Source organism: Citrobacter sp. ABFQG, assembly GCF_004322975.1.
GTDB lineage: Bacteria > Pseudomonadota > Gammaproteobacteria > Enterobacterales > Enterobacteriaceae > Citrobacter > Citrobacter freundii.
Map to the genome: position 1 here is coordinate 1260490 of NZ_CP036435.1, position 26958 is coordinate 1287447.

23 protein-coding genes are annotated in these 26958 nt (G+C 53.2%); 13 read left to right on the forward strand and 10 right to left on the reverse strand.

What is annotated here, in order from left to right:
* Positions 1 to 239: 239 nt before the first annotated feature.
* From WN16_RS06160 to WN16_RS06210, 11 genes are all read left to right on the forward strand, one after another.
* Complete coding sequence (locus WN16_RS06160) at positions 240 to 548, forward strand: glycine dehydrogenase (protein WP_003025758.1); 309 nt, start codon at positions 240 to 242, stop codon at positions 546 to 548.
* 10 nt (positions 549 to 558) lie between these two features.
* A complete protein-coding gene (locus WN16_RS06165; RefSeq protein ID WP_003830384.1) occupies positions 559 to 921 on the forward strand; it encodes an SFCGS family glycine-rich protein in 363 nt (120 codons plus the stop codon).
* 2 nt (positions 922 to 923) lie between these two features.
* Entirely contained in the window at positions 924 to 1223 is a 300-nt protein-coding gene (locus WN16_RS06170) for a DUF4312 family protein (RefSeq protein ID WP_003025762.1), read from the forward strand.
* 22 nt (positions 1224 to 1245) lie between these two features.
* Positions 1246 to 2022 carry a DUF4311 domain-containing protein gene (locus WN16_RS06175; protein WP_003025764.1) on the forward strand — a complete coding sequence of 259 codons (777 nt, stop codon included), beginning with the start codon at positions 1246 to 1248 and terminating at the stop codon, positions 2020 to 2022.
* An 11-nt stretch (positions 2023 to 2033) separates the two neighbouring features.
* Positions 2034 to 2678, forward strand: a complete 645-nt coding sequence (locus WN16_RS06180; RefSeq protein ID WP_003830379.1) for a DUF4310 family protein — start codon at positions 2034 to 2036, stop codon at positions 2676 to 2678.
* Positions 2679 to 2736: 58 nt separating this feature from the next.
* The gene (locus tag WN16_RS06185; RefSeq protein WP_016149471.1) at positions 2737 to 3870 is read left to right on the forward strand and encodes an amidohydrolase/deacetylase family metallohydrolase; all 1134 of its coding nucleotides are present in this window, start codon (positions 2737 to 2739) and stop codon (positions 3868 to 3870) included.
* Entirely contained in the window at positions 3854 to 4972 is a 1119-nt protein-coding gene (locus WN16_RS06190; RefSeq protein ID WP_044699152.1) for a DgaE family pyridoxal phosphate-dependent ammonia lyase, read from the forward strand. Before WN16_RS06185 ends, WN16_RS06190 begins: the two co-directional genes overlap by 17 nt.
* Entirely contained in the window at positions 4969 to 5709 is a 741-nt protein-coding gene (locus tag WN16_RS06195) for a KDGP aldolase family protein (RefSeq protein WP_044699149.1), read from the forward strand. The genes WN16_RS06190 and WN16_RS06195 overlap by 4 nt, the downstream gene beginning before the upstream one ends.
* Positions 5710 to 5730: 21 nt before the next feature.
* Complete coding sequence (locus WN16_RS06200) at positions 5731 to 7644, forward strand: BglG family transcription antiterminator (RefSeq protein ID WP_003839574.1); 1914 nt, start codon at positions 5731 to 5733, stop codon at positions 7642 to 7644.
* Between the two features lie 77 nt (positions 7645 to 7721).
* Positions 7722 to 7964, forward strand: a complete 243-nt coding sequence (locus tag WN16_RS06205) for a type II toxin-antitoxin system RelB/DinJ family antitoxin (protein WP_003839576.1) — start codon at positions 7722 to 7724, stop codon at positions 7962 to 7964.
* Positions 7954 to 8238, forward strand: coding sequence for a type II toxin-antitoxin system RelE/ParE family toxin (locus WN16_RS06210; protein ID WP_044699148.1), 285 nt, complete (start codon positions 7954 to 7956; stop codon positions 8236 to 8238). The genes WN16_RS06205 and WN16_RS06210 overlap by 11 nt, the downstream gene beginning before the upstream one ends.
* 3 nt (positions 8239 to 8241) lie before the next feature.
* On the opposite strand, the gene nrdG is transcribed toward WN16_RS06210, so the two are convergent.
* From nrdG to WN16_RS06240, 6 genes are all read right to left on the reverse strand, one after another.
* Positions 8242 to 8706, reverse strand: coding sequence for an anaerobic ribonucleoside-triphosphate reductase-activating protein (nrdG, locus tag WN16_RS06215; protein ID WP_032937736.1), 465 nt, complete (start codon positions 8704 to 8706; stop codon positions 8242 to 8244).
* A 106-nt stretch (positions 8707 to 8812) separates the two neighbouring features.
* Entirely contained in the window at positions 8813 to 10951 is a 2139-nt protein-coding gene (gene nrdD / locus WN16_RS06220) for an anaerobic ribonucleoside-triphosphate reductase (RefSeq protein ID WP_003025782.1), read from the reverse strand.
* Positions 10952 to 11328: 377 nt separating this feature from the next.
* A complete protein-coding gene (locus tag WN16_RS06225) occupies positions 11329 to 11913 on the reverse strand; it encodes a fructose PTS transporter subunit IIA (protein ID WP_003839584.1) in 585 nt (194 codons plus the stop codon).
* A gap of 3 nt (positions 11914 to 11916) precedes the next feature.
* Positions 11917 to 13626 (reverse strand): sugar phosphorylase, encoded by a 1710-nt coding sequence (locus WN16_RS06230; RefSeq protein ID WP_044699145.1) that lies wholly within the window; start codon positions 13624 to 13626, stop codon positions 11917 to 11919.
* On the reverse strand, positions 13623 to 16232 hold the full coding sequence (locus WN16_RS06235) for a glycoside hydrolase family 38 C-terminal domain-containing protein (RefSeq protein WP_044699144.1): 2610 nt from the start codon (positions 16230 to 16232) through the stop codon (positions 13623 to 13625). The genes WN16_RS06230 and WN16_RS06235 overlap by 4 nt, the downstream gene beginning before the upstream one ends.
* A 1-nt stretch (position 16233) precedes the next feature.
* Positions 16234 to 17643, reverse strand: coding sequence for a fructose-specific PTS transporter subunit EIIC (locus WN16_RS06240; protein WP_071593166.1), 1410 nt, complete (start codon positions 17641 to 17643; stop codon positions 16234 to 16236).
* A gap of 180 nt (positions 17644 to 17823) precedes the next feature.
* Between WN16_RS06240 and WN16_RS06245 the strand changes: the two genes are divergently transcribed.
* Complete coding sequence (locus WN16_RS06245; protein WP_003839591.1) at positions 17824 to 18483, forward strand: MurR/RpiR family transcriptional regulator; 660 nt, start codon at positions 17824 to 17826, stop codon at positions 18481 to 18483.
* A 4-nt stretch (positions 18484 to 18487) separates the two neighbouring features.
* On the opposite strand, the gene WN16_RS06250 is transcribed toward WN16_RS06245, so the two are convergent.
* The 4 genes from WN16_RS06250 to treR form a co-directional block, all read right to left on the reverse strand.
* Positions 18488 to 19231, reverse strand: coding sequence for an oligogalacturonate-specific porin KdgM family protein (locus WN16_RS06250; protein WP_003839593.1), 744 nt, complete (start codon positions 19229 to 19231; stop codon positions 18488 to 18490).
* Positions 19232 to 19392: 161 nt separating this feature from the next.
* Positions 19393 to 21045: an alpha,alpha-phosphotrehalase gene (gene treC / locus WN16_RS06255; protein WP_044699142.1), complete on the reverse strand. Its 1653-nt coding sequence runs from the start codon at positions 21043 to 21045 to the stop codon at positions 19393 to 19395.
* Positions 21046 to 21094: 49 nt separating this feature from the next.
* Complete coding sequence (gene treB, locus WN16_RS06260; protein WP_003839598.1) at positions 21095 to 22513, reverse strand: PTS trehalose transporter subunit IIBC; 1419 nt, start codon at positions 22511 to 22513, stop codon at positions 21095 to 21097.
* A 156-nt stretch (positions 22514 to 22669) separates the two neighbouring features.
* A complete protein-coding gene (treR, locus tag WN16_RS06265; protein WP_003025788.1) occupies positions 22670 to 23617 on the reverse strand; it encodes a trehalose operon repressor TreR in 948 nt (315 codons plus the stop codon).
* Positions 23618 to 24006: 389 nt separating this feature from the next.
* Here treR and mgtA point away from each other — a divergent pair, with 389 nt between their 5' ends.
* Positions 24007 to 26715, forward strand: a complete 2709-nt coding sequence (gene mgtA / locus WN16_RS06275; protein ID WP_044699140.1) for a magnesium-translocating P-type ATPase — start codon at positions 24007 to 24009, stop codon at positions 26713 to 26715.
* The last annotated feature ends 243 nt before the right edge of the window (positions 26716 to 26958 follow it).

The following is a 26958-nucleotide window of genomic DNA, read 5'->3' on the forward strand; positions in this document are numbered from 1 at the left end:
ATTTTTATCGTCCATTCATTGTTCGCACTTCCTTCCATTTTGCGGCCCACTCTTGCGATCTCAATCACATTCTTCCGGTGATAAATCGTGGTTCCAGCCCTTTTTGCGGCACAGATCACTATCGCTGCACACCTTTCCACTTCGAAGTGGAAAACAACTCGCTACAAACTTATAACCTCCGTCGCTAATTTACCCTCAGAGACATTAACGGGGTAAGACGAGTGAATAACGGAGCTGTAATGAATGACATGGGGGAATCGGTGGAACTGGCCGACCGCATGCTGGCGCAGGTGTATGCCTTGCTGCGTGAACGCAACATTATTCCCAACGCCGTACAGGAACAGATGCTGACGTCGCATGTTCGCGCCATGGCGCACCGCTCGGTAACGGGTGAACCCTTACCAGAAGTCGATGCCAGCTTGTTTGATGAAATATCTGCCGAGTCAATGGCGCTTGCCCGCGACGTGGTCGCCGAGTTTGGCAATCTTCCTGAGGAAGAGGCCTGGCTGCTGTCGGTGCACTTTGAAGTCGCGAAAGACAACCTTTAAGGAGAAAAAGATGGAACAGATTACCGTAGTGATTGGCGATCGTCTGGGTAAAGGCCAGAAAGTGGCGGCAGGCGTAGAGAAAGCGGGTGGCCGTGCCGTTGTGGTGCCGGGCGTTGCAGCAGATATGAAGCTGGGTGACGTGATGAAGGCGGAAAACGCCACCTTTGGTATCTCGTTTTGCGGCAGCGGTGGTGCGGGTGCGATTACTGCGCAGACCAAATACGGCTACAAGGCGAAATACGGCATGCGTTCGGTCGATGAAGGGGTAACCGCCATCAACGAAGGGTGCAACGTACTGGGATTCGGATTTATGGACAAAGAAGAGCTCGGCGAGCGCCTGGTGCAGGCCTGGCAAAAGAAACACGGCGCTTAAGCATGAAAGAGCAATTCACCACCACGGTGAGAGTCACGGGTAAGGGCGAGACCAAAGCTCGCGCCTTTGCCGATGCCCTGAACCACGTTCAGGCTGCGGTGATGAAAGCGTCGCCGCATATCTTACTGCGTATTGAGCCACAGGATGTGCAGGTTGTTCAAGCGCGTGAATCGGTGCGTAAAGAGGCGTTTTTATTCCTCTTTTTGCGCCGGGAAAGACGCACTTTCAGCGTGGAGCTGGACGTGACCGTCAACGTGACTGCCATCAATCTCGACAAGGTGGATTTCGTTACGCAACGCTGATTTTCTATTAAAAGGCATAATTATGTTCCTGATAATATTAATAAAATCGCTCATCATCGGCGCGTTGGTTGGCGTTGGTGTCGGCGCTGGGGCTGCACGCATGTTTCATGCGCCTACCACTCAAGGGATGGGCGCGTTTCGTACTCTTGGAGAACTGAATTCCTGCGAAGGGGATCCGGCTTCTCACTTCTCGTTCGGTCTGGGCTTCTTCTTTAACGCCTGGGCTTCCTCCGTTGCGGCGGGGGCGTTCACTCAGGACGTCGACCATCGCATCATCCCCAACTGGGGTGCCGCCGCGCTGATGATTAAAAATCGCAACGTCGGTGAAACGCTGCACGATCCTAAGCGCATGGCAATTGCCTGCGGCGTTATCGGGATGATCGTGGTGACCTTCCTGAACCTCACTGCGTCATCCGTACCGGAAGCGCTGCAGGTTACCGCCGTCAAGGTGCTGGTGCCAGCGGCTAACCTGCTGGTTAACACCGTGATGCCGGTGATCTTCTGGCTGGCGGCGATCGACGCCGGTAAGAAATCCGGCTTCTGGGCCACCGTTTTTGGCGGCGCGGCGCAGCTGATCATGGGCAACGCCGTTCCGGGGCTGGTGCTCGGCATTCTGATCGGCAAAGGTGTTGAAGAAAGCGGCTGGAACCACGTCACGAAAGTGATGATGGTAGCTATCGTCGCGCTGTTTGTTCTGAGCGGCTTCTTCCGCGGTTTCGATATGAAGATGATCGAATCCTTCCATCTGACCGTGCCTAACTGGCTCGAACTTATCCACAACTCGCTCAGCGGCAAATAACGGAGGTCATCATGGAACAGAATAAAGGTTTTTGGTTCGCTGACTGGTCGTTCCCGATCTTCGTGGGCCTGCTCTCATCCGGCGTATTTGCCGGAACGCACATGTACTACCTGTACGGTATTGGCGCATTTAACGAAGTGGCTTTTGTGGCGATGCTGAAAGCTGGAATGGATACCGGCTCCTATGGGGCGGTGGCGGCATTTGGCGCAAGTTTCCTGTTTGCCCGCATCATTGAAGGTTCGCTGGTGGGTATTCTGGATATCGGCGGGGCGATTCAGACCGGGGTTGGGTTAGGTGTTCCGGCGCTGCTGCTGGGCGCGGGCATTATCTTCCCGGTCGCCAACTTTGCCGCCTCGCTGGTCACCGGTCTGGTGATTGGTCTGGCGATTGGCTACATCATCATTCTGGCGCGTAAGTTCACCATCAACCAGAGCGACTCAACCTACGGTGCGGACGTCATGATGGGGGCCGGTAACGCCTCCGGCCGCTTCCTCGGACCGTTGATTATCCTCAGCGCGATGACGGCTTCTATTCCTATCGGAATCGGTTCTCTGGCGGGTGCGCTGCTGTTTTATCTGTGGCAAAAACCGATTACCGGCGGGGCGATCCTTGGGGCAATGATCCTCGGGTCCATCTTCCCGATTGCCATTAGCTAACTGTTGATTTGCAGGCCGGATAAGGCGGTTACGCTGCCATCCGGCATAGGAGAGAACGATGTTTGATTTACTCCTGCGCCGTGCGCGCCTCGTTGACGATACGGTGAGCGATATTGCGCTCAAAGACGGCAAGATCGCGGCGTTGGGCGACGTTGATGGCCCGGCGCTGAAAACCATTGAGCTGGGCGGCGAGTGCTACGTCAGCGCAGGCTGGATTGACTCCCACGTTCATTGCTACCCGAAATCCCCGATTTACCACGACCAGCCGGATAGCGTCGGTATTGCGACCGGCGTCACTACCGTGGTGGATGCGGGCAGTACCGGGGCGGATGACATCGACGATTTTTACACCCTGACCCGGGAAGCTGCCACCGAGGTGTATGCGTTGCTGAATATCTCCCGCGTTGGGCTTATCGCCCAGAACGAGCTGGCCAACATGGCCAATATTGACGCTGATGCGGTGCGAGAGGCGGTGAAACGCCACCCTGATTTTATCGTCGGTCTGAAGGCACGTATGAGTAGCAGCGTAGTCGGTGAAAATGGCATCACGCCGCTGGATCGCGCCAAAGCGATGCAAAAAGAGAACGGCGACCTGCCGCTGATGGTGCACATCGGCAACAACCCGCCGGACCTGGATGAGATCGCCGAGCGCCTGAGCGCGGGTGACATCATTACCCACTGCTACAACGGTAAGCCGAACCGCATTCTGACGCCGCAAGGCGAGCTGCGGGCGTCAGTGACGCGGGCGATTTCACGCGGCGTGCGTCTGGACGTTGGGCATGGCACCGCCAGCCTGAGCTTTGCGGTGGCAAAACGCGCTATTGAACTGGGGATTTTGCCACACACCATCAGTTCCGATATTTACTGTCGCAACCGTATCAGCGGCCCGGTCCATTCTCTGGCGAATGTGATGTCGAAATTTCTCGCCATTGGGATGTCGCTTCCGCAGGTCATTGAGTGCGTTACCGCCAATGCTGCCGACGGCCTGCGCCTGAAACAGAAGGGGCGACTGCAGGTCGGTCTGGATGCTGATTTAACCCTCTTTACGCTTAAGCGCCAGCCAACCGTGCTGGTAGATGCAGAAAACGACAGCCTGCAAGCTGAACAACTGCTGGTGCCGCTTGCCGCAATACGTGCGGGCAAGGGCTATATGACCGAACAAGGGAGCGCGGAACATGCCTTCGATTTTTGAGAAATACGATTTAAAACAGGTGATTAATACCTCCGGCCGCATGACGGCGCTTGGCGTTTCCACGCCGCGACCAGAAGTGGTTGAAGCGGCGATGGCGGGGATGAACCACTATTTCGAGATGAAAGATCTGGTGAATAAAACCGGCGACTACATCGCGAAATTGCTGGAAGTGGAAGGGGCAACCGTTGTCTCTTGCGCCTCGGCGGGGATCGCCCTGTCGGTGGCTGGCGTATTGGTTAAAGACAGCGACTGGCTGCTGGAGAACCTGCACGTCACGCCCATCGAGAACAACGAAATCGTGCTGCCCAGAGGCCACAACGTCAACTTTGGCGCTCCGGTGGGTACCATGGTGGCGCTTGGCGGCGGTAAGTTAGTGGAAGCCGGTTATGCCAACGAATGTTCCGCGGCGCAGCTGGCTGCGGCCATTACACCGCGTACGGCGGCCATTCTGTATATCAAATCTCACCACTGCGTCCAGAAAAGTATGCTCAGCGTGGAGCAGGCTGCGGTGGTGGCGCGTACGCATAACCTGCCGCTGATCGTGGACGCGGCGGCGGAAGAAGATTTGCAATGCTACTACCGGGTTGGCGCGGATCTGGTTATTTATAGCGGCGCGAAGGCGATTGAAGGACCAACCAGCGGTCTGGTGATAGGTAAAACCCAGTACGTTGAGTGGGTGAAACGCCAGACGGCGGGAATTGGCCGGGCGATGAAGGTGGGGAAAGAGGGAATTCTTGGCCTAACCTGCGCCATCGAACTGTATCTGAACGCGCAGAAAGAGAGTGGCGCGGAGATGGTCGAGAAAATGACGCCGTTCATTAATGCGTTGAACCAGCTTAACGGCGTGAGCGCCCGCGTGGTGTGGGATAGCGCAGGGCGCGACATCGCACGCACGGAAATTAAGTTTGATGAAGCGGTAACCGGGATCGCCACGGGCGAACTGGTTGAAGCCCTGAAACAAGGCGAGTACGTGATTTACTTCCGTGGTTACAAAGCTAACGAAGGCATTATCGAAGCCGATGTGCGCAGCGTCGATCGTGCGCAGCTGGAGATTGTGGCCCGTCGAATTGGTGAAGTGATTTCGCAGGAGAAAAACGCATGAAACTGACCCCTAACTTTTATCGCGACCGCGTCTGCCTGAACGTGCTGGCAGGCTCCAAAGAAAATGCGCGGGATATTTACGCGGCGGCGGAAGGACACGTGTTGGTTGGTGTGTTGTCAAAAAATTACCCGGATGTCGCAAGCGCAGTAGCGGATATGCGTGAATACGCAGCGCTTATCGACAATGCGCTCTCCGTGGGATTGGGGGCAGGTGATCCTAACCAGTCGGCGATGGTCAGTGAAATTTCCCGTCAGGTGCAGCCCCAGCATGTTAATCAGGTCTTTACCGGTGTGGCCACCAGTCGCGCGCTGCTGGGCCAGCAGGAGACAGTGGTCAACGGTCTGGTCTCGCCAACCGGCATGCCGGGCAGGGTGAAAATCTCCACCGGTCCGCTAAGCATCCAGACGCCGGACGGTATTGTGCCGGTAGAAACCGCGATTGCGCTGCTCAAAGACATGGGCGGTAGCTCGATTAAATACTTCCCGATGGGCGGCCTGAAATGCCGTGAAGAGTACATTGCCGTAGCGCAGGCCTGCGCCCGTCATGACTTCTGGCTGGAGCCAACTGGCGGTATCGATCTGGATAATTTCACTGAAATCCTGCAGATTGCCCTCGATGCCGGAGTGAGTAAAATCATTCCTCACATCTATAGTTCGATTATTGATAAGGTGAGTGGTAACACTCGTCCGGATGACGTACGCCAACTGATGGCGATGACCCGGGCCTGCGTAGGCTAACTGACTGATGAGGAAACTGACGTGCGATTTCCCAACCAACGTTTAGCACAGCTGTTTGACATGTTGCAAAACGAAGCGCTTCCACAGGACGAGCTGGCGCAGCGGTTGTCGGTTTCCACACGCACCGTACGGGCGGATATCACCGCGCTAAACGCGCTGCTCACCCAGTATGGCGCACAGTTTGTCCTCAGCCGGGGTAACGGTTATCAGCTCAAAATTGACGACCCGGCAAGTTATAACACCCTGCAAACGCAGCAGCCCAACGCGTTGCTTCGCATCCCTCGAACCAGCCAGGAACGGATACACTGGCTGGTGGTGCGTTTTCTGACGTCGGCTTTCTCGCTAAAGCTGGAAGATTTGGCTGATGAATGGTTTATCAGCCGCGCGACGCTGCAAAACGATATGGCTGAGGTGCGCGAGCATCTGCAACGTTATCATCTGACGCTGGAAACGCGTCCCCGCCACGGCATGAAGCTATTCGGCAGCGAAATGGCGATTCGCGCCTGTTTGACCGATTTGCTGTGGACGCTGGCACAGCAGGATCCGCAGCACCCATTAGTGATGCAGGAGGCGCTTAATGCCGGGATCCCTGAGCAGCTACAGCCCGTTTTACAGGATATTTTCGCTCGTTTTCATATTCGTCTGACCGATGAGGGCGAGCTGTTTTTACGCTTGTACTGCGCGGTGGCGGTACGGCGGATTAGCGAAGGGTATCCACTCCCGGATTTTGCCGCAGAAGAGGCCGATCAATCGGTGTGCCTGGCCACGCGGGAAATCGCGGCGGTATTGCACCGCCTGGCAGACAAACCGCTTTCCGTTTCCGAAGAAAACTGGCTACAGGTGCATATTGCTGCTCGCCAGGTACAAGAGATCGCGCCCAGTGCTATCAATGCGGATGATGACGAAGCGTTGGTCAATTACATCCTGCGTTTTATCAACACCCAGTACAACTACAACCTGTTGAATGACAAACAGTTACATGCTGATCTGCTGACGCATATTAAGACGATGATCACCCGCGTGCGTTACCAGATAATGATCCCCAATCCGCTGCTGGAAAATATTAAACAGCACTACCCCATGGCGTGGGACATGACGCTGGCCGCCGTCTCGGGATGGGGAAAATATACGCCGTACACCATCAGTGAAAATGAGATCGGCTTCCTCGTGCTGCATATTGGCGTCGGGCTGGAGCGTAGTTACAACATCGGTTACCAGAGACAGCCGAAGGTTCTGCTGGTATGCGATGCCGGAAATGCGATGGCGCGGATGATTGAAGCGGTGCTGGCGCGTAAGTATCCGCAGATAGAGATCGTCGATACCGTCACGCTGCGTGACTACGAACAGCGGGAAAGCATCAGCGAAGATTTTGTCATCTCTACCGCGCGGATCGGTGAAAAAGATAAGCCTGTAGCGATGATTGCGCCGTTCCCGACCGATTATCAACTGGAACAAATTGGCAAACTGGTGCTGGTGGACAGAACCCGCCCGTGGATGTTGAACAAATTCTTCGATGCCGCCCATTTTCGTGTAATTGACGAGCCAATGGATCAACAAACGTTGTTCAAAACCTTATGCCGTCAGTTGCAGGATGAAGGTTTTGTCGACGCAGAGTTCCTTGATTCAGTGGTTGAGCGTGAGGCTATCGTCAGCACCATGCTGGGTGACAGCATTGCCTTGCCGCACGCCCTCGGTCTGCTGGCCAAGAAAACGGTGGTTTACACTATCCTCGCCCCGCAGGGCATTGCCTGGGGTGATGAAACCGCGCACGTGATCTTCCTGCTCGCCATCAGTAAAAGCGAGTACGAAGAAGCGATGGCGATCTACGATATTTTCGTCACCTTCCTGCGTGAACGCGCCATGACGCGGCTCTGCGCATGCCGGAATTTCACCGAGTTCAAAACCGTCGCCATGGAGTGTGTCAGTCGTTTTTGAGAGGCGCTATCCAGAATTCGATGTAATGCGTATGTAATGCTAAACTGCATTACACATTCGATTCTACTGGAGGCATAATGGCCACGCTGAACGTCCGTCTGGATGACAAACTCAAAAATGAGGCTTATGCCGTGCTGGAAAAACTGAACATTACTCCAACGGAAGCTGTGCGATTACTGTTTCAGTACGTCGCGGAAACGGGGCGCATGCCAGTGAAAACCGTCACCGTTAGCGACAGCGAAGATACACTGATTCAGACAGTCCGGGAGAGGCTGGCCAGCCCGCAAAAAGGAATCAAGGTTAGTCTGGATGACTTATGAACTGGAATTCGACCCGAGAGCCTTAAAAGAGTGGCATAAACTGGGTGATACGGTGAAGGCTCAGTTTAAGAAGAAGTTGGCCGACGTGTTGTTGAACCCCAGAATTGACTCTGCCCGTTTAAACGGTCTTCCAGATTGCTATAAAATTAAGCTTAAATCGTCCGGCTATCGTCTGGTGTACCAGGTTCGGGATGAGGTTGTGACCGTGTTTGTTGTCGCGGTCGGCAAGCGACAACATTCGGCCGTTTATCTCGATGCAAACAAACGGCTTTAGCGATCAACGCAAATGATGTACAACCTGGTTGCTGCTGCCGCGCCAGATTAGCGCCGGGTCTTTAAGATCCTGCACGTATTTGCCATCGACCAGTACGTTGATGAGATCGACCACCTGCATTTGCGCGGCGTTGAGTTCATCGAGCTTGTAGCCAGTCCACACCCAGATATCTTTGCCGGGGCACTCAGCGCGAACGCGCTGCACTAGTTGCAGGATTTCCGGCACGTTTTGCGGATGTAGCGGATCGCCACCGGAGAGCGAGATCCCCTGACGCTTGATTCGCGTATCGTTCAGGTCGGCAATGATCTTGTCTTCCATCTCTTTGGTAAATGGCTTGCCGGAATTGAGCCGCCAGGTGCTTTTGTTATAGCAACCGGGACATTCATGCACGCACCCGGACACAAACAGCGTGCAGCGGGTGCCGGGGCCGTTAACGATGTCGACGGGATAGTATTGGTGAAAGTTCATAGCTTGTAACCATGCCGGGTGGCGCTGCGCTTACCCGGCCTACAATAAGAGTGCGGTCCGTAGGCCCGGTAAGCGCAGCGCCACCGGGCATTAACGTAACAGCGGATTAACCGATCTGCCCGTTACCCAAATGCTTAACGCGGCGTTTCACTTCTTCCTGCTTACCGGCGTTAAACGGACGGGCGTCCGGGCTGCCTAAATAACCGCAGACGCGGCGGGTGACCGACACGCGCGCGGCGTCATGGTTACCACATTTCGGGCAGGTAAAGCCTTTGCTGGTGCACTCGAACTCACCGGTAAAGCCGCACTCGTAGCATTCATCAATTGGCGTGTTGGTCCCGTAATACGGCACGTGCTGATAGCTGTAATCCCAGACGTCTTCCAGTGCTTTCAGGTTGTGCTGAATATTCGGGTATTCGCCGTAGCAAATGAAGCCTCCGTTCGCCAGCGGCGGGTATGGCGCTTCGAAATCGATCTTGTCGTACGGGTTAACCTTTTTCTCCACGTCGAGGTGGAAGCTGTTGGTGTAGTAACCTTTATCGGTCACGCCTGGCACCACACCAAACTCGGCGGTATCCAGACGACAGAAACGATCGCACAGGTTTTCGCTTGGCGTGCTGTACAGGCTGAAGCCGTAGCCGGTCTCGTCTTTCCACTGATCGACTGCCTGACGCAGGCGTTCGACAATGGCGATAGCTTTGGCGCGAAGCTGCTCGCTGTCGTACAGATGTTTGTCACCAAACAGCGCGTTAATGGTTTCGTGAATGCCGATGTAACCCAGCGAGATAGACGCGCGGCCATTTTTAAATATTTCTGACACGTCATCGTCCGCTTTCAGACGCACGCCGCAGGCACCTTCCATATACAGGATTGGGGCCACGCGGGCTTTCACGCCTTCCAGACGCGCAATGCGGGTCATCAGCGCTTTACGTGCCAGCACCAGTCGATCGTCGAGCAGTTTCCAGAAGGTGGCTTCATCGCCGTGGGCTTCCAGCGCGATACGCGGCAGGTTGAGGCTGATAACGCCGAGGTTGTTACGCCCGTCGTGAATCTGTTCGCCGTTCTCGTTTTCCCACACGCCGAGGAAGCTGCGACAGCCCATCGGCGTTTTGAACGAACCGGTCACTTTCACTACCTGATCGTAGTTCAGGATGTCTGGATACATGCGCTTGCTTGCGCACTCCAACGCCAGCTGTTTGATGTCGTAGTTCGGATCGCCAAACTTGTGGTTCAGGCCGTCGCGAATGGCGAACACCAGTTTCGGGAACACGGCGGTTTTACGATTTTTACCGAGGCCCGCAATGCGGTTACGCAGAATGGACTGCTGGATCAAACGTGATTCCCAACTGGTTCCCAGGCCAAAACCGAAGGTGACGAACGGCGTCTGGCCGTTAGCGGTATGCAGGGTATTCACTTCATACTCGAGAGACTGGAATGCGTCGTAGCACTCTTTCTCGGTACGGGAATGCGCATAACCGTCGGCATCCGGGATCTGCCACTCTTCAGCGGTTTTGCGATGCTTGTTAAAGCTCTCGGTCACGAATGGTGCGAGAACTTCGTCAATACGGTTAATGGTGGTACCGCCATAAATATGGCTGGCAACCTGCGCGATAATTTGCGCGGTGACGGCCGTAGCGGTGGAGATGGATTTTGGCGGCTCAATCTCCGCGTTACCCATCTTAAAGCCCTGCGTCAGCATGCCTTTCAGGTCGATCAGCATGCAGTTAAACATTGGGAAGAACGGAGAGTAGTCGAGATCGTGATAGTGAATATCACCACGCTCGTGCGCCTGGACGACATCACGCGGCAGCAGGTGCTGACGCGCATAGTGTTTGGCGACGATACCGGCCAGCAGGTCACGCTGGGTCGGGATCACTTTGCTGTCTTTGTTGGCGTTTTCGTTCAGCAGAGCAGAGTTGGTTTGCTCAACCAGACCACGAATTTCCTGGTTCAGACGGCCACGCTTTTCACGCTGTATATCACGGTCGTGGCGATATTCGATGTACGCACGGGCGAGTTGTTTGTACGGACCAGACATCAGCTGGTTTTCTACCGCTGTCTGGATCTCGTTGATATCGACCTGGCTGCGCTCATTCATCTGGCTACTAACGACTTCTGCGACGGTGGCACAGTAATCTGCGTCATCGACTCCCGCTGCTTTAGCTGCACGCAGAATGGCTTCTTTGATGCGCTCTGATTTAAACGGCACTTTACAGCCATCTCGTTTCATCACATGCGGTGTCATGATCACTCCATATTTATAAGAACAGGTTATCCACAGAGGTTGGGGAAGCGGCCATGGCTTTATTCATCTCTATTGCCAATGACTTCCCGCAATCCTGACCCACTTTATCCACAATTTCACCGTAAAGCGGTGCACTGTAGTTGTAGCAATTGTAGTCGATTAATACAACATATTGGGTCGGCGTGCATTTTAAGTTCTATATGTAGTGATTTGCATCAAGGATGTTTACGGTTTATTTGATGTAGCGCAAAGTAAAAATCGGAGCGTACAGATGACGGGCAGTACAGCGATTGTAAATTATGGGCAGAAAATTCTGATTAATTATTCAACAAAAACAGGAAGGTAAAGCCGGGCAGGCATCTGCTGCCCGGAACACACTATGACGACAGCGACTGCATCCAGTGGATACCTGCATTAATGAAGGCTGCCGAGGCGACGAGACCCAGAATGAGTGGTACAAGGTAACTGCTCTTCACGCGGTTTTCTGGCACTTCCTGAGCTGGTGTCGTTCCAGTCGAGAGCAGCGCCAGTACTTCTTCGGCAGACGTAGCGTTAAGCATGGCGTTTCGCATCTCATCCTCAACCAGCGACGAGGTGAGCTGGGTGAGCAGTTGCATATGCGTTGTACCCGCTTCATTTGGCGGGATCGCCAGCAGGAACACTAACCGTACTGGTTCAGGCCCTTCAAGACCCGGCCACAGTATTGGCTCGGGAAAAAGGGCGACGCAGAACGACGCCTGCACGACGGAATCACATTTTCCGTGAGGGACGGCCAGCTCTTCTCCCAGCGCGGTTGGTCCTTCATTTTCACGGCGCAGAACGCTGTCAATAAAAGCGTCTTTATTGGTAATGAGTCCGCATTCAGACAATGCTGAAGACATATACCGGATGATCGCATCGGGAGACGATTGCGGCGGATCGATAAAAATTAGCGTCTGACGAGTCAGTGTAGACAATTCCATGTTTTATGCCTCCGGTTGTGCCTTGACGTGGATCCAGATCGTTTGCCAGCCCGCCAGTTCGCAAACGCCATTAAAGGGGGTTCCTGTCAGGAGATCTGTCCCCGTCACGGGTAAGAGAAGTGTTTGTGATGCGCCAGTGACATTCACAATACCGTAGACAGTTTCTTCCTCTGTCTGGTGGTGGCGTTTGACGCCAAATAGCGCATCCGGCAGTGTAAGGACTTGCTGAGCGGCTGCCGGTGAGAACGCGGGATGTTGTTGGCGAATGCGCAGTAATGTCGTTAGTGCGGCATAGATCTTCGCTTGTCGGGATTCTGGCGTGACTAATGCCTGATGCGTGGTGGCGAAATCCAGTTTTTCACGGTTAATACGGCGATTGATCCCTGACGCGTTCAACCCTGCGATATCATTTTCGCTACCGAGAAGGCTGTGGTAGTAAATTGCAGGAACGCCCTGCAACATAAAGAGGATGGCGTGAGCGGCGGCAAATCTGGCAACCTGCGTGTCGGGAGCTTCTCCCGGTTCGCTTAACGCGCTCAGAAAGTTAATGTTCATCTCGTACGGCGACTGGCTGCCGTCTGGATTGGTGCGCCAGGAAATTCGTCCTTGCTTACGTTCTACTTCACTGACCAGGAACGCTTTTTCTTCCGTCGAGAGGATGTTTTCGACAGGTCGCAGGCCAATGCCGTCATGGCTAGCGAGGAAATTGAAAAATGTAGTGTTGGCAGGAAAGGTTTCTTGCTCCAGGCTTTGCGCCCACTGGCGTAGCCAGCGTGCGTTGCCGCGCAGGCAGGCATGCAGTGTCAGCGGTGGTAGCGGGAATTGATACACCATATGAGCCTCATCCCCGGCACTCAGATAGCTGATGTTTTCCTGATGTGGCACATTGGTTTCGGTAATCAGCAGGCAGTCAGGCCAGATCTCTTCCAGGATCGCCCGCCAGAGTTTGATTACCTGATGGGTCTGCGGCAGATGAATGCAGCGGCTGTTTTTCTCTTTCCACAAGAAACCGACGGCATCGAGTCGAATTGCCTGGGCACCGCGTGAAGCATACTCCAAAAGAATATCAATACTTTCCAGTAAAACCTCGGGTTCACGGAAGTTAAGATCGATTTGATCGGCGCTGAATGTGGTCCATATATGCGCCGTTTCCCCTGTTTTAAGCGTGAATGGCGTTAATAAAGGAGATGTACGCGGACGTGTGATCCGGCTGTAATTTTCATCCGGATCGGCGTTGATAAAGTAGTTCTGGTAGCGAGGCTCACCATGCAAATAGCCCTGGAACCAACGGCTTTGCTGTGAAATATGGTTAATCACAAAATCGAACATTAAATTGAAATCGCCCGCCAGCGCGGCAATATCTGACCACTGCCCAAGATGTGGATCAACCTGTCGGTAATCCACCACGCTAAAACCGTCATCGGAGGTCCAGGGGAACATCGGCAGCAGGTGAATGTCACTGATCGTCCCCTTCAACCACAGTTTTGCAAACTGGTGGAGAATCGATAGGGGATTTTCCCCTTGCGCGCAGATGCTATCACCATAGGCGATCATCCAGATACGGCTTTGATCTAACGGAATCGTCGTTTGCGTTTTGGGTTTCCAGCGTTGGATAAGCTGTTCAATCTTCGCTGCGATTGCCTGATGATCCGCTTGCGGATAGAGCTGTGCCAGCGTGTCGCGGATAAATGCTTTATGTGGGGAGATATTCATACTTTTGCGTCACGCTCCGGCAGTGAGAAAAGGAAATCGCATGTGGCGAAAGGCGCAATTTCGCGGCAGTGCTTAACGGGTTCTTCCAGATAGTTAATCTGCGGCATTTCTTGCAGCAATGGTGGGAGTTCAACAGGATGCTCACCGGCATTGAAAATACGTAATATTGTTCCATTTATCGTCTGGGCGTGTGGCAGCGCCGAGAGCATGAGCGGCTCAGGCAACGTCAGCAGACTGAAAGTTTCTGGCAGTGAACGCGGTGTGAAATTGAGCGTGAAGCGCTCCAGACGGTTGTCCAGCGTATTCAATTTCTGGTTCTGCCAGCTGAAAGGCTGACGTAAAGCTCTTTCCTCAAGGCGGCGTAATGTCAGATGGTCGGCACGCTCGCTAAGTGTCAGGGTCAGGTTAAAGATCAGGGGCTTGTGGAGCTGGGCCTCGGGCGTGTAAACGACGGTATTATTGATGCCGGAAGCGCGTCCGGGGCGCCAGGCTAGATCGTCGCGTCCCAGAACGCCTGTCGATTTGAAGAGCGTCAGCGCCACCTGCGATGTTGTGTTTTGCAGGATCTGATACTCTTTCATGCCCAGGCTGTTTATGACCAGAGCGTTGTCGTTTTCCGCAATGGCGATAATTCCCTCGCTGGTTTCGATATCGACAGGTTTCTCACGATAGTTTTGCTGCCAGTTCGCAGGGGCGTCGGCAATGGGGCGGTGAATAATGCCGAAAGGCTGAGAGGCTATTGATTCCTGAGTATGAATATCGCTGTTGATCAGCAGGCGCAGGCGGTGGTCGCAAACGTTGTTTTCTAAACGGGCATCAATAAAAAGATGGGCTTCGCCCTGACGGAGTTCGCAAACAACCTGTACCGGGCATTCTTGTGTTGCGCGTTGGCTTAATGAATAGGGCAGGTTGAGCGTGATGCCCAGCGTTAAGCGCTCGACGTGCTGGCTCTTTTCGCAGGCGAGAAGTGTGAAGTGATTGAACTTTTGGGGGATATCACCTTGCAGCGGTGAAAAATCATAACTGTCACCTGCATCCGCACAATCTTCGAAGGTCAGCAGGTCGGACAGAGTTCTGCCGGTACGTTTATCCCGTAGCGTCAGTGTTCCGTCATCAAGGCTGAGTCGATAATGGTCATTTTCAATATGGTTTTCGGCATAAGGGCGCAGCGTAGAAACCGTGTGCGTGCCCTCGCGAACGGCAATATTGATATAACCCAGTGCGGGCAGTTCCTGCGTGTCGATAGCGACCTGCGAGCGATAATAAGGCGGAAGCTCAACCTCTTTTTCTCCCTGCGGCGTAACCTGAATCACGCGTCCACCGGAAAGCTCTGTTTGTTCAATAATGCTAAATGAGAGAGTCTGCTCGCCAGCGCAGAGTTCAAGGGATGGTGTGCCGGTATATAGCGTGGCGTTGACAACCCCGGACCAGGGCGTCGCGCCAGGGTTCACCACAAAGAGGTCGTTCTCTTGGCTGCTGGCAATGGCCAGCTCTTTAATCACCAGATTCCACAGGCTATGGCTGAGCTGTTCCGTCTGTTCCAGGCGATGCAGAATATCCCGGTTGGTGGCATCACTGTTACACCCGCCTATGGAGTCATGGGCATGGTTGCGTAACAGGTTTTTCCAGATTTGATCAACCCACTGGAGGTTGACGTGAATATCATGATGGCGGGCCAGCGCAATAGTCGGTTCCAGCTTGCCCAACAAAAATTGTTCGATATCGTAATTTTTCTTTTTAATGTCGTAACGAACGGAGCCGATGGTTTTGTGGATCCGGGTATAGCGCGGGGATTTCAGTTCGCCTTGCCAGCAGGTAAATCCATCGGCTTGCTGACGAAGCGTATCAACAAACGCTTCCAGCGATGATATCTGGAACCGATCGCCTGTAGGGGAGCGTTCGCTGACCGTCTGCAGAATCTCGGGTAACAGAGGATCAATATTGACCTGATCGCCGCCGCAGGGCAGGAGTAAGTCATGCAGACCGGCGCGTTGGCGGATGAGATTCACCATTGGAAAGATTTTTTCCTGCAGGTGGGCATCGTCCGGTTGAATATTTTTGGCTGCCCCGTAGCCAAACAGCATTGCGCAGGCAATGACTTGCGAACCTGACGGCGCACGCCAGATAAACTGGCTCTGTGCAACCTGCGTGTCATGATCAATGCCGCGCCAGAACACGATGTTGTCCAGGTTGCATCCGCGAAGCAGCGTCGGGAGCTGGCTGTTATGACCAAAGGTATCGGGCAGATATCCCACCATCATGGCGTGGCCCAGTTTACGCGCGGAAAGTATGCCGTACTTCAGGTTGCGGATAATCGATTCGCCGTGAACGTTGAACGTATCCGTCTGGGTGTACCACGGGCCGATGTAAAGCCGCTTGTTTTTGACCAGCAGCTTCAGGCGGTCAGCGTATTGCGGATTGACGGCCAGAAAATCCTCAACCACGGCGGTTTGTCCGTCGAAATGGTAACAGGTGTAATCGGCGTAACGTTCTAATGTATCAATAACATCGGCAAAGTTTCGCGATGCCAGGATATTGCTGTCCTGCAACGTGAAATACCACTCTTGATCCCAGTGCGTGTGGGCGATGACATGGATATGACTCATTTTACTTTCCTGAATTTGTTGCCAGTTTCGGGCTGAAGAAAAGTACGCCCAACGCGCACACCAGAGAGCCTGCGAAAACGCTTACCAGATAGCCGGTGACGTTGGTGGCGAGCGGCCATCCCCAAACGGCAGGTAGCGGTAAGGATTGTTTGACACCTAACGTTGTGGCGATGAATGCGCCAGACATTGCGCCGACCATAAAGACGGGGATCAGACGCGGGTTTTTCAGAATAAAGGGGATCGCGCCTTCGGAAATGCCAATGAATCCCAGCAGTAGTGAGGTACTACCGATAGTTTTTTCTTCATTATTGAACACATCAGGAAGACCGAAGCGGTTATTGAGCAATGCAGCAATGCCGACGCCGATTGAAGGGATGACGATAGCCAGTTCTCTGGCTGTCAAATCGAAGGTATCGCTCACGCCGTTAAGTCCCAGCGCCACCGACCCCGCAGCTTTGTTAATTGGCCCGCCGAGGTCGAAAGCGGTACCTGCTGCGATCATCAGCGAGTAAAAGCTGCGCCCGGATTCTCCGGCGGAAGTAAAAAAGGCCACCATCGCCTGATTCAGCGCGCCAAAAATGGGGTTAATCAGATACTGCATCACAATAACCAGTGTAATACCGGTACACAGCGGCACGATCAGCATGGTTTTTATGGTGGTGATTTGCTGACGTACTTTTATTGTATCGTTGAGCCATTGCACCAGATGACCGACAAAAAAGCCGATGGCGATTGCGCCAAAGAATCCCGAGGGCATAAAACCTTCGAGATTAAAAAAGCGCTTGTAGACTTCGTCAGACATAATTCCGCCGATAAGACCAGGTATCAGTGCGGGTTTCCCGGCAATTGAAAAGGCGAGGTACATGGCAAATACCGGGTACATAAACTTGATGACCATAAAGCCCAGTTTATCCAGCACCTCGAACGGCGTTCCGGCGATGGGAATAAATTGCCCGGTTATTTTCGCCACCGCCATAAGTAATCCACCGAGAACGACAACAGGCAGCATATAGCTGATTGCTGCCATAATATGGCCAATAAATATCTGCCATGCGGAACGATGCTCTTCGGGTTCGTCAGTTATTTGGGTGGAGCCTTTGCTCAAGGCTAGCGCCTGGCGAATATAGCGCTCGGTATTCTTAATCAGTTCCTGGGTACGAATTTTAAGATGTAGCGTGTTTGCGAATCGTTCAGCATCCTGGATAGGAACGTCCGTTGCCAGTATGACAGCGTCAGCGCTGGCGATATCTTGCCGGGAAAGCTTATTTTTGACCCCATCGCTTCCTTGTGTTTCTACCTTAACGTCAAAGCCATTTTCTTTCGCCCAGGTGACAATTTTGTTGGCCGCCATAAATGTATGGGCGATACCTGTAGGGCACGCCGTTACTGCAACAATTTTTAGTTTTGTCATTGTAAAATCTCTAAAAATAGGACTGCGGAAATTATAAAGAGAAATAAAAGAACCATTAAACGTTTGGTGATACTAATTGCGTATGGGCATACCTGTATCCTGATAGTGTGATTCGCATTGCAGTGTCAGGTATAAGATACGAGTATGATTATTCTATCTTTAGTTAAAGAGTGCTGTTTTATGAATTCTTTTCAAGGTAGTGAAAGATTAATATTCGAATATATACAGTGCCATGCACATGAAATTTCTGATATTTCCGCTAAAGTGATTGCGACCGAGACCTTCACGACGACGACGTCGGTGAATCGGGTGTGTAAGAAAATGGGGTATCAGAGTTATACCGAACTGCGTTATAAATTTTCACGAGACAGACGTGTTGCCGAACCGGTAAAATATAGTGTTGGCAACGAAAAAACAGAACTAATTATACAATTATGTAACCTGCTGAGTAATTCAAGTCATATATTTTTATATTCACGTGGTGCATCGCTGACCAGTTTGAATTACCTTTCTCGCTTTCTTTCACTGGCGAGTTTACCCCATTTAATTCTCAATGATATTCATCAGCTTACCCGGGTCTCGCGAGGAACGCTGGTGCTGATCAGTAAATCGGGAGAAACCGCTTCTTTAGTTGAGATGGCAAGAAATGCTTTGCGAAAAGGGCTAAAAATAATTGCGATTACCAGGAGAGAATCGTCGTTAGCGGCGCTGGCTACGCTGTGTTGGCCCCTGGACATTGATATCGATGCGATTTCCTTGTACCAACGGGAAGGTCAACTGGAGTTGTTGACCGTTGTTGACCGCATCGGTTGCTATTTGTTGCAACACGATGCGGCGTAAAACATCAGAGTTGCTTAACGATACCCAGACGCACGGCGTAATCATTTTCATGATTTCCGTGGTCATTGATGTAGGTTTTATCAAGAGACACTAGCTCAACATACGGGGTCCAGCCATCGTCCAGTTTATAATTGAACGCCACGGTATGCTCCCAATACGTATCATCACCCGTTCCCTGGTCGACACCATCCTGCCAGCGGAAGCGGGGATTATAAGACATGCCAAACTTGCCGATATTATAGGCAAACCAGATATCGAACTGGTGAGATTGACGGCGAGTGTAACCGCTGCCGTCTAATTCTCTGTCACTGTGTGAGTCATTTACGGTGTTATAGCGATAACGCGCGGAGAGATTAAGTCCATTATCAAAAGACTTCCATCCCTGAATAAAGGGACGGTAATGCGTGTTGCTGGTGGTAAATACAGTAACCATCCCCGGCGCAATTGCATAACCATCGCCTAAATCAAAACGCCAGCGTGTTTCTATTTCTTGAGCGGCTTCAGTGACACCTTTATCATCGGGGTCGTTACGATCGGTATCGCCAAAAAATGTGTCATTGTGATTTTGTGCAGCCTCAACGGAAAAATAAAATCCATTATCGGCCTGGTGCATGACTTTAATACGTGAGTCATTAACGTCAGAGTTGGTGTTATGACCAAAGCGTAAATCAACAGCAGTATTTCCACACCATCCCTGGCTGCTAATCAGTAATGCTGAAAGAGAACATGTTCTAATAAGATTTTTCATAATATCCTGCCGGGTTATATAATAAGAGGCAGGGGTATTTTTGTTTTATTCTCCAGCGCTTGTAAATTTTATCATGGTACATTTCAGGTATCGCTATACGTCACTCCTGAATTGAATAATAAAAGATACGGATAAAGATGCTTATCCGTATCTTTGCGGCGTTACTTCTGCAACCACCAGACGGCCTCAAAAGGACGCAGTGTCATGTCCCCAGGTTGGCTGGCGACCTCGGCATAGTTGTGCATCAGCACCTGCCAGTTTCCATCGGCCTGGACTGGCTGCCAGTTCTGGAAGGTATCGCTCAGATTAGCAATGACCAGCAGCCGCTGCCCTTGCCACTCGCGTTGGTAACACCACAGATGTGGGCTGTCCGGTAACAGATCCTGATAGTCGCCCCAGGTAATAACTGGCTCCGCTTTGCGCAATGCGATCAGTTTCTGATAGGTGTAGAACACCGAGTCGGCATCGCTCAGCGCTGCCGCCACGTTGATCTCCGCTGCGTTGTCACACAGATTGATCCATGGCTCGCCCTCGGTAAAGCCCGCGTGTTGGCTGGCATCCCACTGCATCGGCGTGCGGCTGTTATCGCGGGATTTACTGGCGAGGATCGCCAGCAGTTCGTCGGCATCTCGCCCCTGACCGTTCAGTTCGGCAAACATGTTATGGCTTTCCACATCGCGATAATCGGTAATCTGGCTGAAGTGCGGATTGGTCATGCCGATCTCTTCACCCTGGTAGATATAGGGCGTGCCCTGCATGCCGTGCAGCACCATCGCCAGCATTTTGGCCGACGGAATGCGGTATTTACCTTCATCGCCAAAACGCGACACGATGCGCGGCTGATCGTGGTTACACCAGAACAGCGCGTTCCAGGCCTGATTGTGCATGCCCTGCTGCCAGTGACGGAACAGGGTTTTCAGCGCGACATAATCGGGTTTGGCTAACGTCCACTTCTCACCGTTGGGGTAATCCACTTTCAGGTGGTGAAAGTTAAAGGTCATCGACAGTTCGCAGCCATTGAGTGCGGCGTACTGCTGGCAGTTTTCCAGTGTGGTGGAAGACATCTCGCCCACCGTCATCAGGCCGCGTGGCGTGAAGACGTCGCGGTTCATCTCGCGTAAAAACGCATGCGCGCGCGGGCCATCGGTATAAAAACGCCGCCCATCGCCGTCGGGATCGTTCGGGAAGTCCTGATCTTTAGAGATAAGATTCACCACGTCGAGGCGCAATCCGTCCACGCCGCGATCGGCCCAGAACTCACAGACTTTTTTTAGCTCGGCGCGTACCGCCGGATTTTCCCAGTTCAGATCGGCCTGCTCCGGAGCAAAGAGGTGCAGATAGTACTGCTCGCTTTCGGCGTGCCAGCCCCAGGCGTTACCGCCAAATTTGGAACGCCAGTTATTCGGCGGGCTGTCTGGCGTGCCGTCGCGCCAGAGATAAAACTGACGATACGGGCTGTCTTTATCCAGCGCTTCACGAAACCAGGCGTGCTGGGTTGAGGTGTGGTTAAACACCATATCGAGAATAATACGGATGCCGCGGGCTTTCGCCTGCGCCACCAGTTCGTCAAAATCTTCCAGCGTACCGTAGGCCGGATCGACAGACAGGTAATCCGCGACGTCGTAGCCGTTATCAACCTGCGGCGAAATATAGAACGGCGTCAGCCAGATGGCATCAACGCCCAGTTTTTGCAGATAGTCGAGGCGCTGCGTCACGCCGCGTAAATCGCCGGTGCCGCTGCCGGTAGTGTCCTGAAAACTCTTGGGGTAAACCTGATAGATAACGCCGTTTTGCCACCAGTGGGGAATATTCATGGTTGTTTCCTGGAAATACGCTGGGGCGCAACTGCGCCCCGAAGAAAAGTTAGATAATTTGTAATGTGCCCAGACGGTATTTACGCTGGTAAACAAATGAGGTCAGTATCATTGGGATAACAATTGCAATGACCATCGCCATGCCAAATACCTGCCAATAAGTCGGCTGGATGGAGAGGATGCCCGGCAAACCGCCGACGCCAATCCCGTTTGCCAGCACACCGTTCAGGCCGCACAGCAGTCCGGCGAGACCGGAGCCGATCATCGCGCACAGCATCGGGAAGCGGTATTTCAGGTTGATCCCGTACATTGCTGGTTCAGTTACTCCAAGATAAGCAGAGATCGCGGCAGGAACGGAGATTTCACGTTCGTTGTGCTTGCGACTGGAGATAATGATCCCGACCACCGCAGAAGCCTGAGCGATATTCGACAGTGCGATCAGTGGCCATACCGGCGTGCCGCCCATGCTCTGAATCATCTGCATGTCGATAGCCAGCGTGGTCTGATGCACACCGGTGATCACCAGTGGGGCGTACAGGAAGCCGAACAGGGCCGCGCCAATCGGAGCAAAACTGCCGGTCAGCAGATGGCGGACCGCAAACGCGACACCGTCGCCGATCATGCGGCCAAACGGACCAATAAACGCGTGGGCGAGGAACACTGCGAGGATCAGCGAACACACCGGGACGATCACCAGATACAGGTAATCCGGCACGATGCGCTTCATGCGTGTTTCAATAAACCCGAGCGCCAGCCCGGCCAACAATGCCGGAATGACCTGCGCCTGGTAGCCTACTTTCTCAATGCTGAACAGGCCGAAGTTCCACACTTCCGGTACCTGCTGACCGAGCAAATAAGCGTTCATTAACTGCGGTGAAACCAGGGTTACGCCCAGCACAATACCGAGGATCGGCGTACCACCCATTTTCTTCACCGCCGACCAGCAGATCCCGACCGGCAAATAGAAGAAGATCGCCTCGCCAATCAGCCACAGGAAGTCGTAAAGGGTTTTCAGCGAAGGATGCATCTGCGCCAGCGTCTGGCCATTGCTCATCGGCAGATCGCCGATCACGTTACGGAAACCTAAGATCAAGCCGCCGCTAATCAGCGCGGGCAGCAGCGGGAAGAAGATCTCCGCAAAATGAGAAATCAGCTGTTCATGCCATTTCATATTCTGCCGTGCCGCTTTTTTCGCCTGCTCTTTGTCGGCGCTGGCTTGTCCGGTAGTCGCCAGCAGCGCTTTGTAATAATCACCTACCTCGGTGCCAATCACCACCTGAAATTGCCCGGCATTGGTGAAGCAGCCTTTGACCATCGGCAACTGTTCGATCTCTTTCGGCCTGGCGTTCGCAGGCTGATTCAGCACAAAACGCAGGCGAGTAATGCAGTGGCTTACCGTGGCGATATTGTCGCGCCCGCCTACCAGCTCAATCAGCCGGTCGATGTCTGCTTGTTTTATTTTGCTCATGATGACGTGTGTTCCCCGTAGGCCGGATAAGACGCGTTAGGTCGCCATCCGGCAACTCTCGCGTTGTTGGCGCCAGAGTATATCGTCGATGAATATTTAAAAATGGGAACGTTCCCGAAACGCAGCGAAGATCACAAATTAACGCTCAGAAAGCGGTCAGGAGAGGGTGGAAGGAATAACGATTTGTCGTGGTTCACTGCGGCCGTTGATCTGCTCGATCAGCTGCGAGGCCGCTTGTCGCCCGGCTTCGGCGTATCCTGGGTCGACGGTGATAATTTCCGGATGGAGGAATTTCATCAGCGGCGTGCTGCCCACGCTCGCCAACTGCAGGTTCTCAATTCGCTGCTCCTGCAGGTATTTGCTGACCCCAAGGGCGAGGGTGTCCGTCGCGCAGACTAGTGCGGTTGTTTCCGGGGTGATGACACTGGCGGCCTGCTCATAGCCCTGCTTCATGGCCAGACCCGGCAGCGCGGCAACCGGATGCAGTTTGTGTTTCTTACAGAATGCCAGATAAGCTTCATGGCGGCGCTTACCGGTGGTCACGTCGCTATGAGGAACGCCAAGAAAGCTAATATGGCGATGCTCGCGTTCATATAAACGCTGCATCAGGGTGCGAATGGCACCCTCATCGTCATAGCAGACCGAGGCAAAGCCTTTGGCATCGCGTGCCAGCAGCACCAGCGAATCCTGCCAGGTGGTGAGCATGGATTCAGTAATGCCGGTAAAACCAAACAGCACCACGCCGTCAATATTACGGCGTCGGAGCATGCCGAGATGTTCTTCAACCAGTTCGGGTGAGAACTGGCTTTCCATCATGATCGGATCGTAACCCTGTTCATAAAAGGCGGGCAGCATGGTCTGCACGGCGAGATTTTCCGAAAGCGAGTCCAGACGCGTGACGATAATCGCCACTACCTTGTCGCTTTGCCCACGCATGGCGCGTGCGGAGCGGGAAGGGGAAAAACCGTGCTGATTCATCACCGCTTCAACGCGCTCGCGGGTGCGTTCACTCACGCCGCTTTCATTGTTGAGCACACGGGAAACGGTTGATTTTCCCACACCGCTTAAGCGGGCGATGTCTTTAATGGTCAGCCGATTTTGCATCCTGTTTTCCCATGTTGCGTGTGAAGTTATGCCAAATAGAGAATAACTTTACTCAAGCGCAGTGCAATGGGCAAAGTCTGGTATACATTTGGTTTAGTTTCCGTGCTGTATCATACCGCCATAATTGCCACAAACCTTATGGTTTTCTGCGTATAATCCGCAGCGCAAATCTTTCACTTACCGGAGGCTATATGGATCCCGATCCCACCCCTCTCCCGAGACGGAGAAACAACCCTTTCCGGTAAGCCTGTCTTTCACTGTCTTACCGGATGCGTAAGACAGTGACGTTCTGACGTCCCTGTTACGATTTTGAGATTGCCATCAGGCAAGGTTTTGCCACGCCTGAAGGATTTACTGCGCCTGTTTATACTGGTGCAGGGGGACTGCCTATGTTCAAAAATATTACTCGCCAGCTATTTGCCCGGCTAAACCGCCATCTACCGCATCGTCTGGTGCATCGCGATCCGCTACCCAATGCGCAAACCGTTGCCAGCACGCCGATCCCACCCTCGCTGAGCGAACATTGCCTGAAAATGGCGCTGATGGACGAAGCAGCGCTGTGGAAAACGTTCGGCGCGCACCCAGAAGGGTTGAACGCCGCAGAAGTCGAGAACGCTCGCGAAATCCATGGCGAAAACCAGTTGCCGGCGCAGAAGCCGTCGCCCTGGTGGGTGCATCTGTGGGTCTGCTACCGCAACCCGTTTAATATTCTGCTGACCATCCTTGGTGCGATTTCCTATGCCACTGAGGATCTGTTCGCTGCCGGCGTCATCGCGCTGATGGTCGCCATCTCGACGCTGCTGAATTTTGTGCAGGAGGCACGTTCCACCAAAGCGGCGGATGCGTTGAAAGCGATGGTCAGCAACACCGCCACGGTGCTGCGCGTTATCAACGAGAAAGGGGAGAACGGTTGGGTTGAACTGCCGATCGATCAGTTGGTTCCTGGCGATATTATCAAACTGGCGGCAGGGGATATGATCCCGGCCGATCTGCGCGTGGTACAGGCTCGTGACCTGTTTGTGGCTCAGGCTTCGCTGACCGGTGAATCGCTGCCGGTAGAGAAAGTTGCAACCAGCCGCGACCCGCAGCAAAGCAACCCGCTGGAATGCGATACCCTGTGCTTTATGGGCACCAATGTGGTGAGTGGCACGGCGCAGGCCATCGTGATTGCGACTGGGGCCAATACCTGGTTCGGGCAACTGGCGGGCCGCGTCAGCGAGCAGGAAAGCGAGCAGAATGCCTTCCAGAAAGGGATCAGCCGCGTCAGCATGCTGCTGATCCGCTTTATGCTGGTGATGGCGCCGATTGTGCTGATCATCAACGGTTATACCAAAGGTGACTGGTGGGAAGCGGCGCTGTTTGCGCTGTCTGTGGCGGTGGGGCTGACTCCAGAAATGCTGCCGATGATCGTCACCTCGACGCTGGCGCGTGGGGCGGTGAAGCTGTCAAAACAAAAGGTTATCGTTAAACACCTCGACGCTATCCAGAACTTTGGCGCGATGGATATTCTGTGCACCGATAAAACCGGCACTCTGACACAAGATAAAATAGTGCTGGAGAATCATACTGATATATCTGGAAAGCCCAGCGAACACGTCCTGCATTCTGCGTGGCTGAACAGCCACTACCAGACCGGGCTGAAGAATCTGCTGGATACGGCAGTGCTGGAAGGCGTGGACGAAGAATCCGCCCGTCGGCTCTCTACCCGCTGGCAAAAAATCGATGAGATCCCGTTTGATTTCGAACGTCGCCGTATGTCGGTGGTGGTGGCAGAAGAAACCGATGTGCACCAGTTGGTCTGTAAAGGGGCACTACAGGAGATCCTCAGCGTGTGTACCCAGGTGCGCCACAATGGTGAGATTGTTCCGTTAGATGACAACATGCTGCGTCGGGTGAAACGCGTCACGGACACGCTGAACCGCCAGGGGCTGCGCGTGGTGGCGGTGGCGACGAAATACCTGCCAGCGCGTGAAGGCGATTACCAACGTATTGATGAATCCGATCTGATCCTCGAAGGCTATATTGCGTTTCTCGATCCGCCGAAAGAGACCACCGCACCGGCGCTTAAAGCGCTGAAAGCCAGCGGTATTACGGTGAAAATTCTGACGGGCGATAGTGAGCTGGTGGCGGCAAAAGTGTGCCGTGAAGTGGGGCTGGATGCGGGCGATGTGGTGATCGGCAGCAGCATTGAGGGGTTAAGCGATGACGAACTGGCAACGCTTGCTCAGCGCACCACGCTGTTTGCCCGCCTGACACCAATGCACAAAGAGCGTATTGTCACGCTGCTCAAGCGCGAAGGTCATGTGGTCGGCTTTATGGGCGATGGCATTAACGACGCTCCGGCGCTGCGCGCGGCGGACATTGGTATCTCCGTTGACGGCGCGGTTGATATTGCACGTGAAGCGGCTGATATCATCCTGCTGGAAAAGAGCCTGATGGTGCTGGAAGAAGGGGTAATCGAAGGACGCCGAACCTTCTCTAACATGCTGAAGTACATCAAAATGACGGCCAGTTCTAACTTCGGTAATGTGTTTAGCGTGCTGGTTGCGAGCGCCTTCTTACCGTTCCTGCCGATGTTGCCGTTGCACTTACTGATTCAGAACCTGCTGTACGATGTATCCCAGGTGGCGATTCCGTTTGATAACGTTGATGAAGAGCAGATCAAAAAGCCGCAGCGCTGGAATCCCGCCGAGTTGGGCCGCTTTATGATCTTCTTTGGACCGATCAGCTCGATCTTTGACATTCTGACTTTCTGCCTGATGTGGTTCGTCTTCCATGCCAATACACCTGAACATCAGACATTGTTCCAGTCTGGCTGGTTTGTGGTGGGCCTGCTGTCGCAAACGCTGATTGTGCATATGATCCGTACCCGTCGCGTGCCGTTTATCCAAAGCCGCGCCGCATGGCCGCTGATGCTGATGACGCTGGTGGTAATGGTGGTGGGCATTGCATTACCGTTCTCGCCGCTGGCCAGCTATCTGCAATTGCAGGCGCTGCCGCTGAGCTACTTCCCGTGGCTGATTGCAATTCTGGCGGGTTACATGACATTAACCCAGCTTGTGAAAGGTTTTTATAGCCGCCGCTACGGCTGGCAGTAATCCTCAACTTCTCTTCTGCAGGATGGTGTTAATACCATCCTGCATTTCACTTTTTCATTCGAAAGATATTCTCCCGAAATATTGGTGTTTTATTTTTATTGAAATACTAACGCGGGTTGTTAGTATCAAATCGCCTTTCTTGCGTTGTTTTTTTATCAATAAAACGATCTGCATTGCAAAAATGAAACAGCGTGCTAAAAAATTTAACTGTCTGCGATTTTTTGTGAACGTAGTCATCGAAAT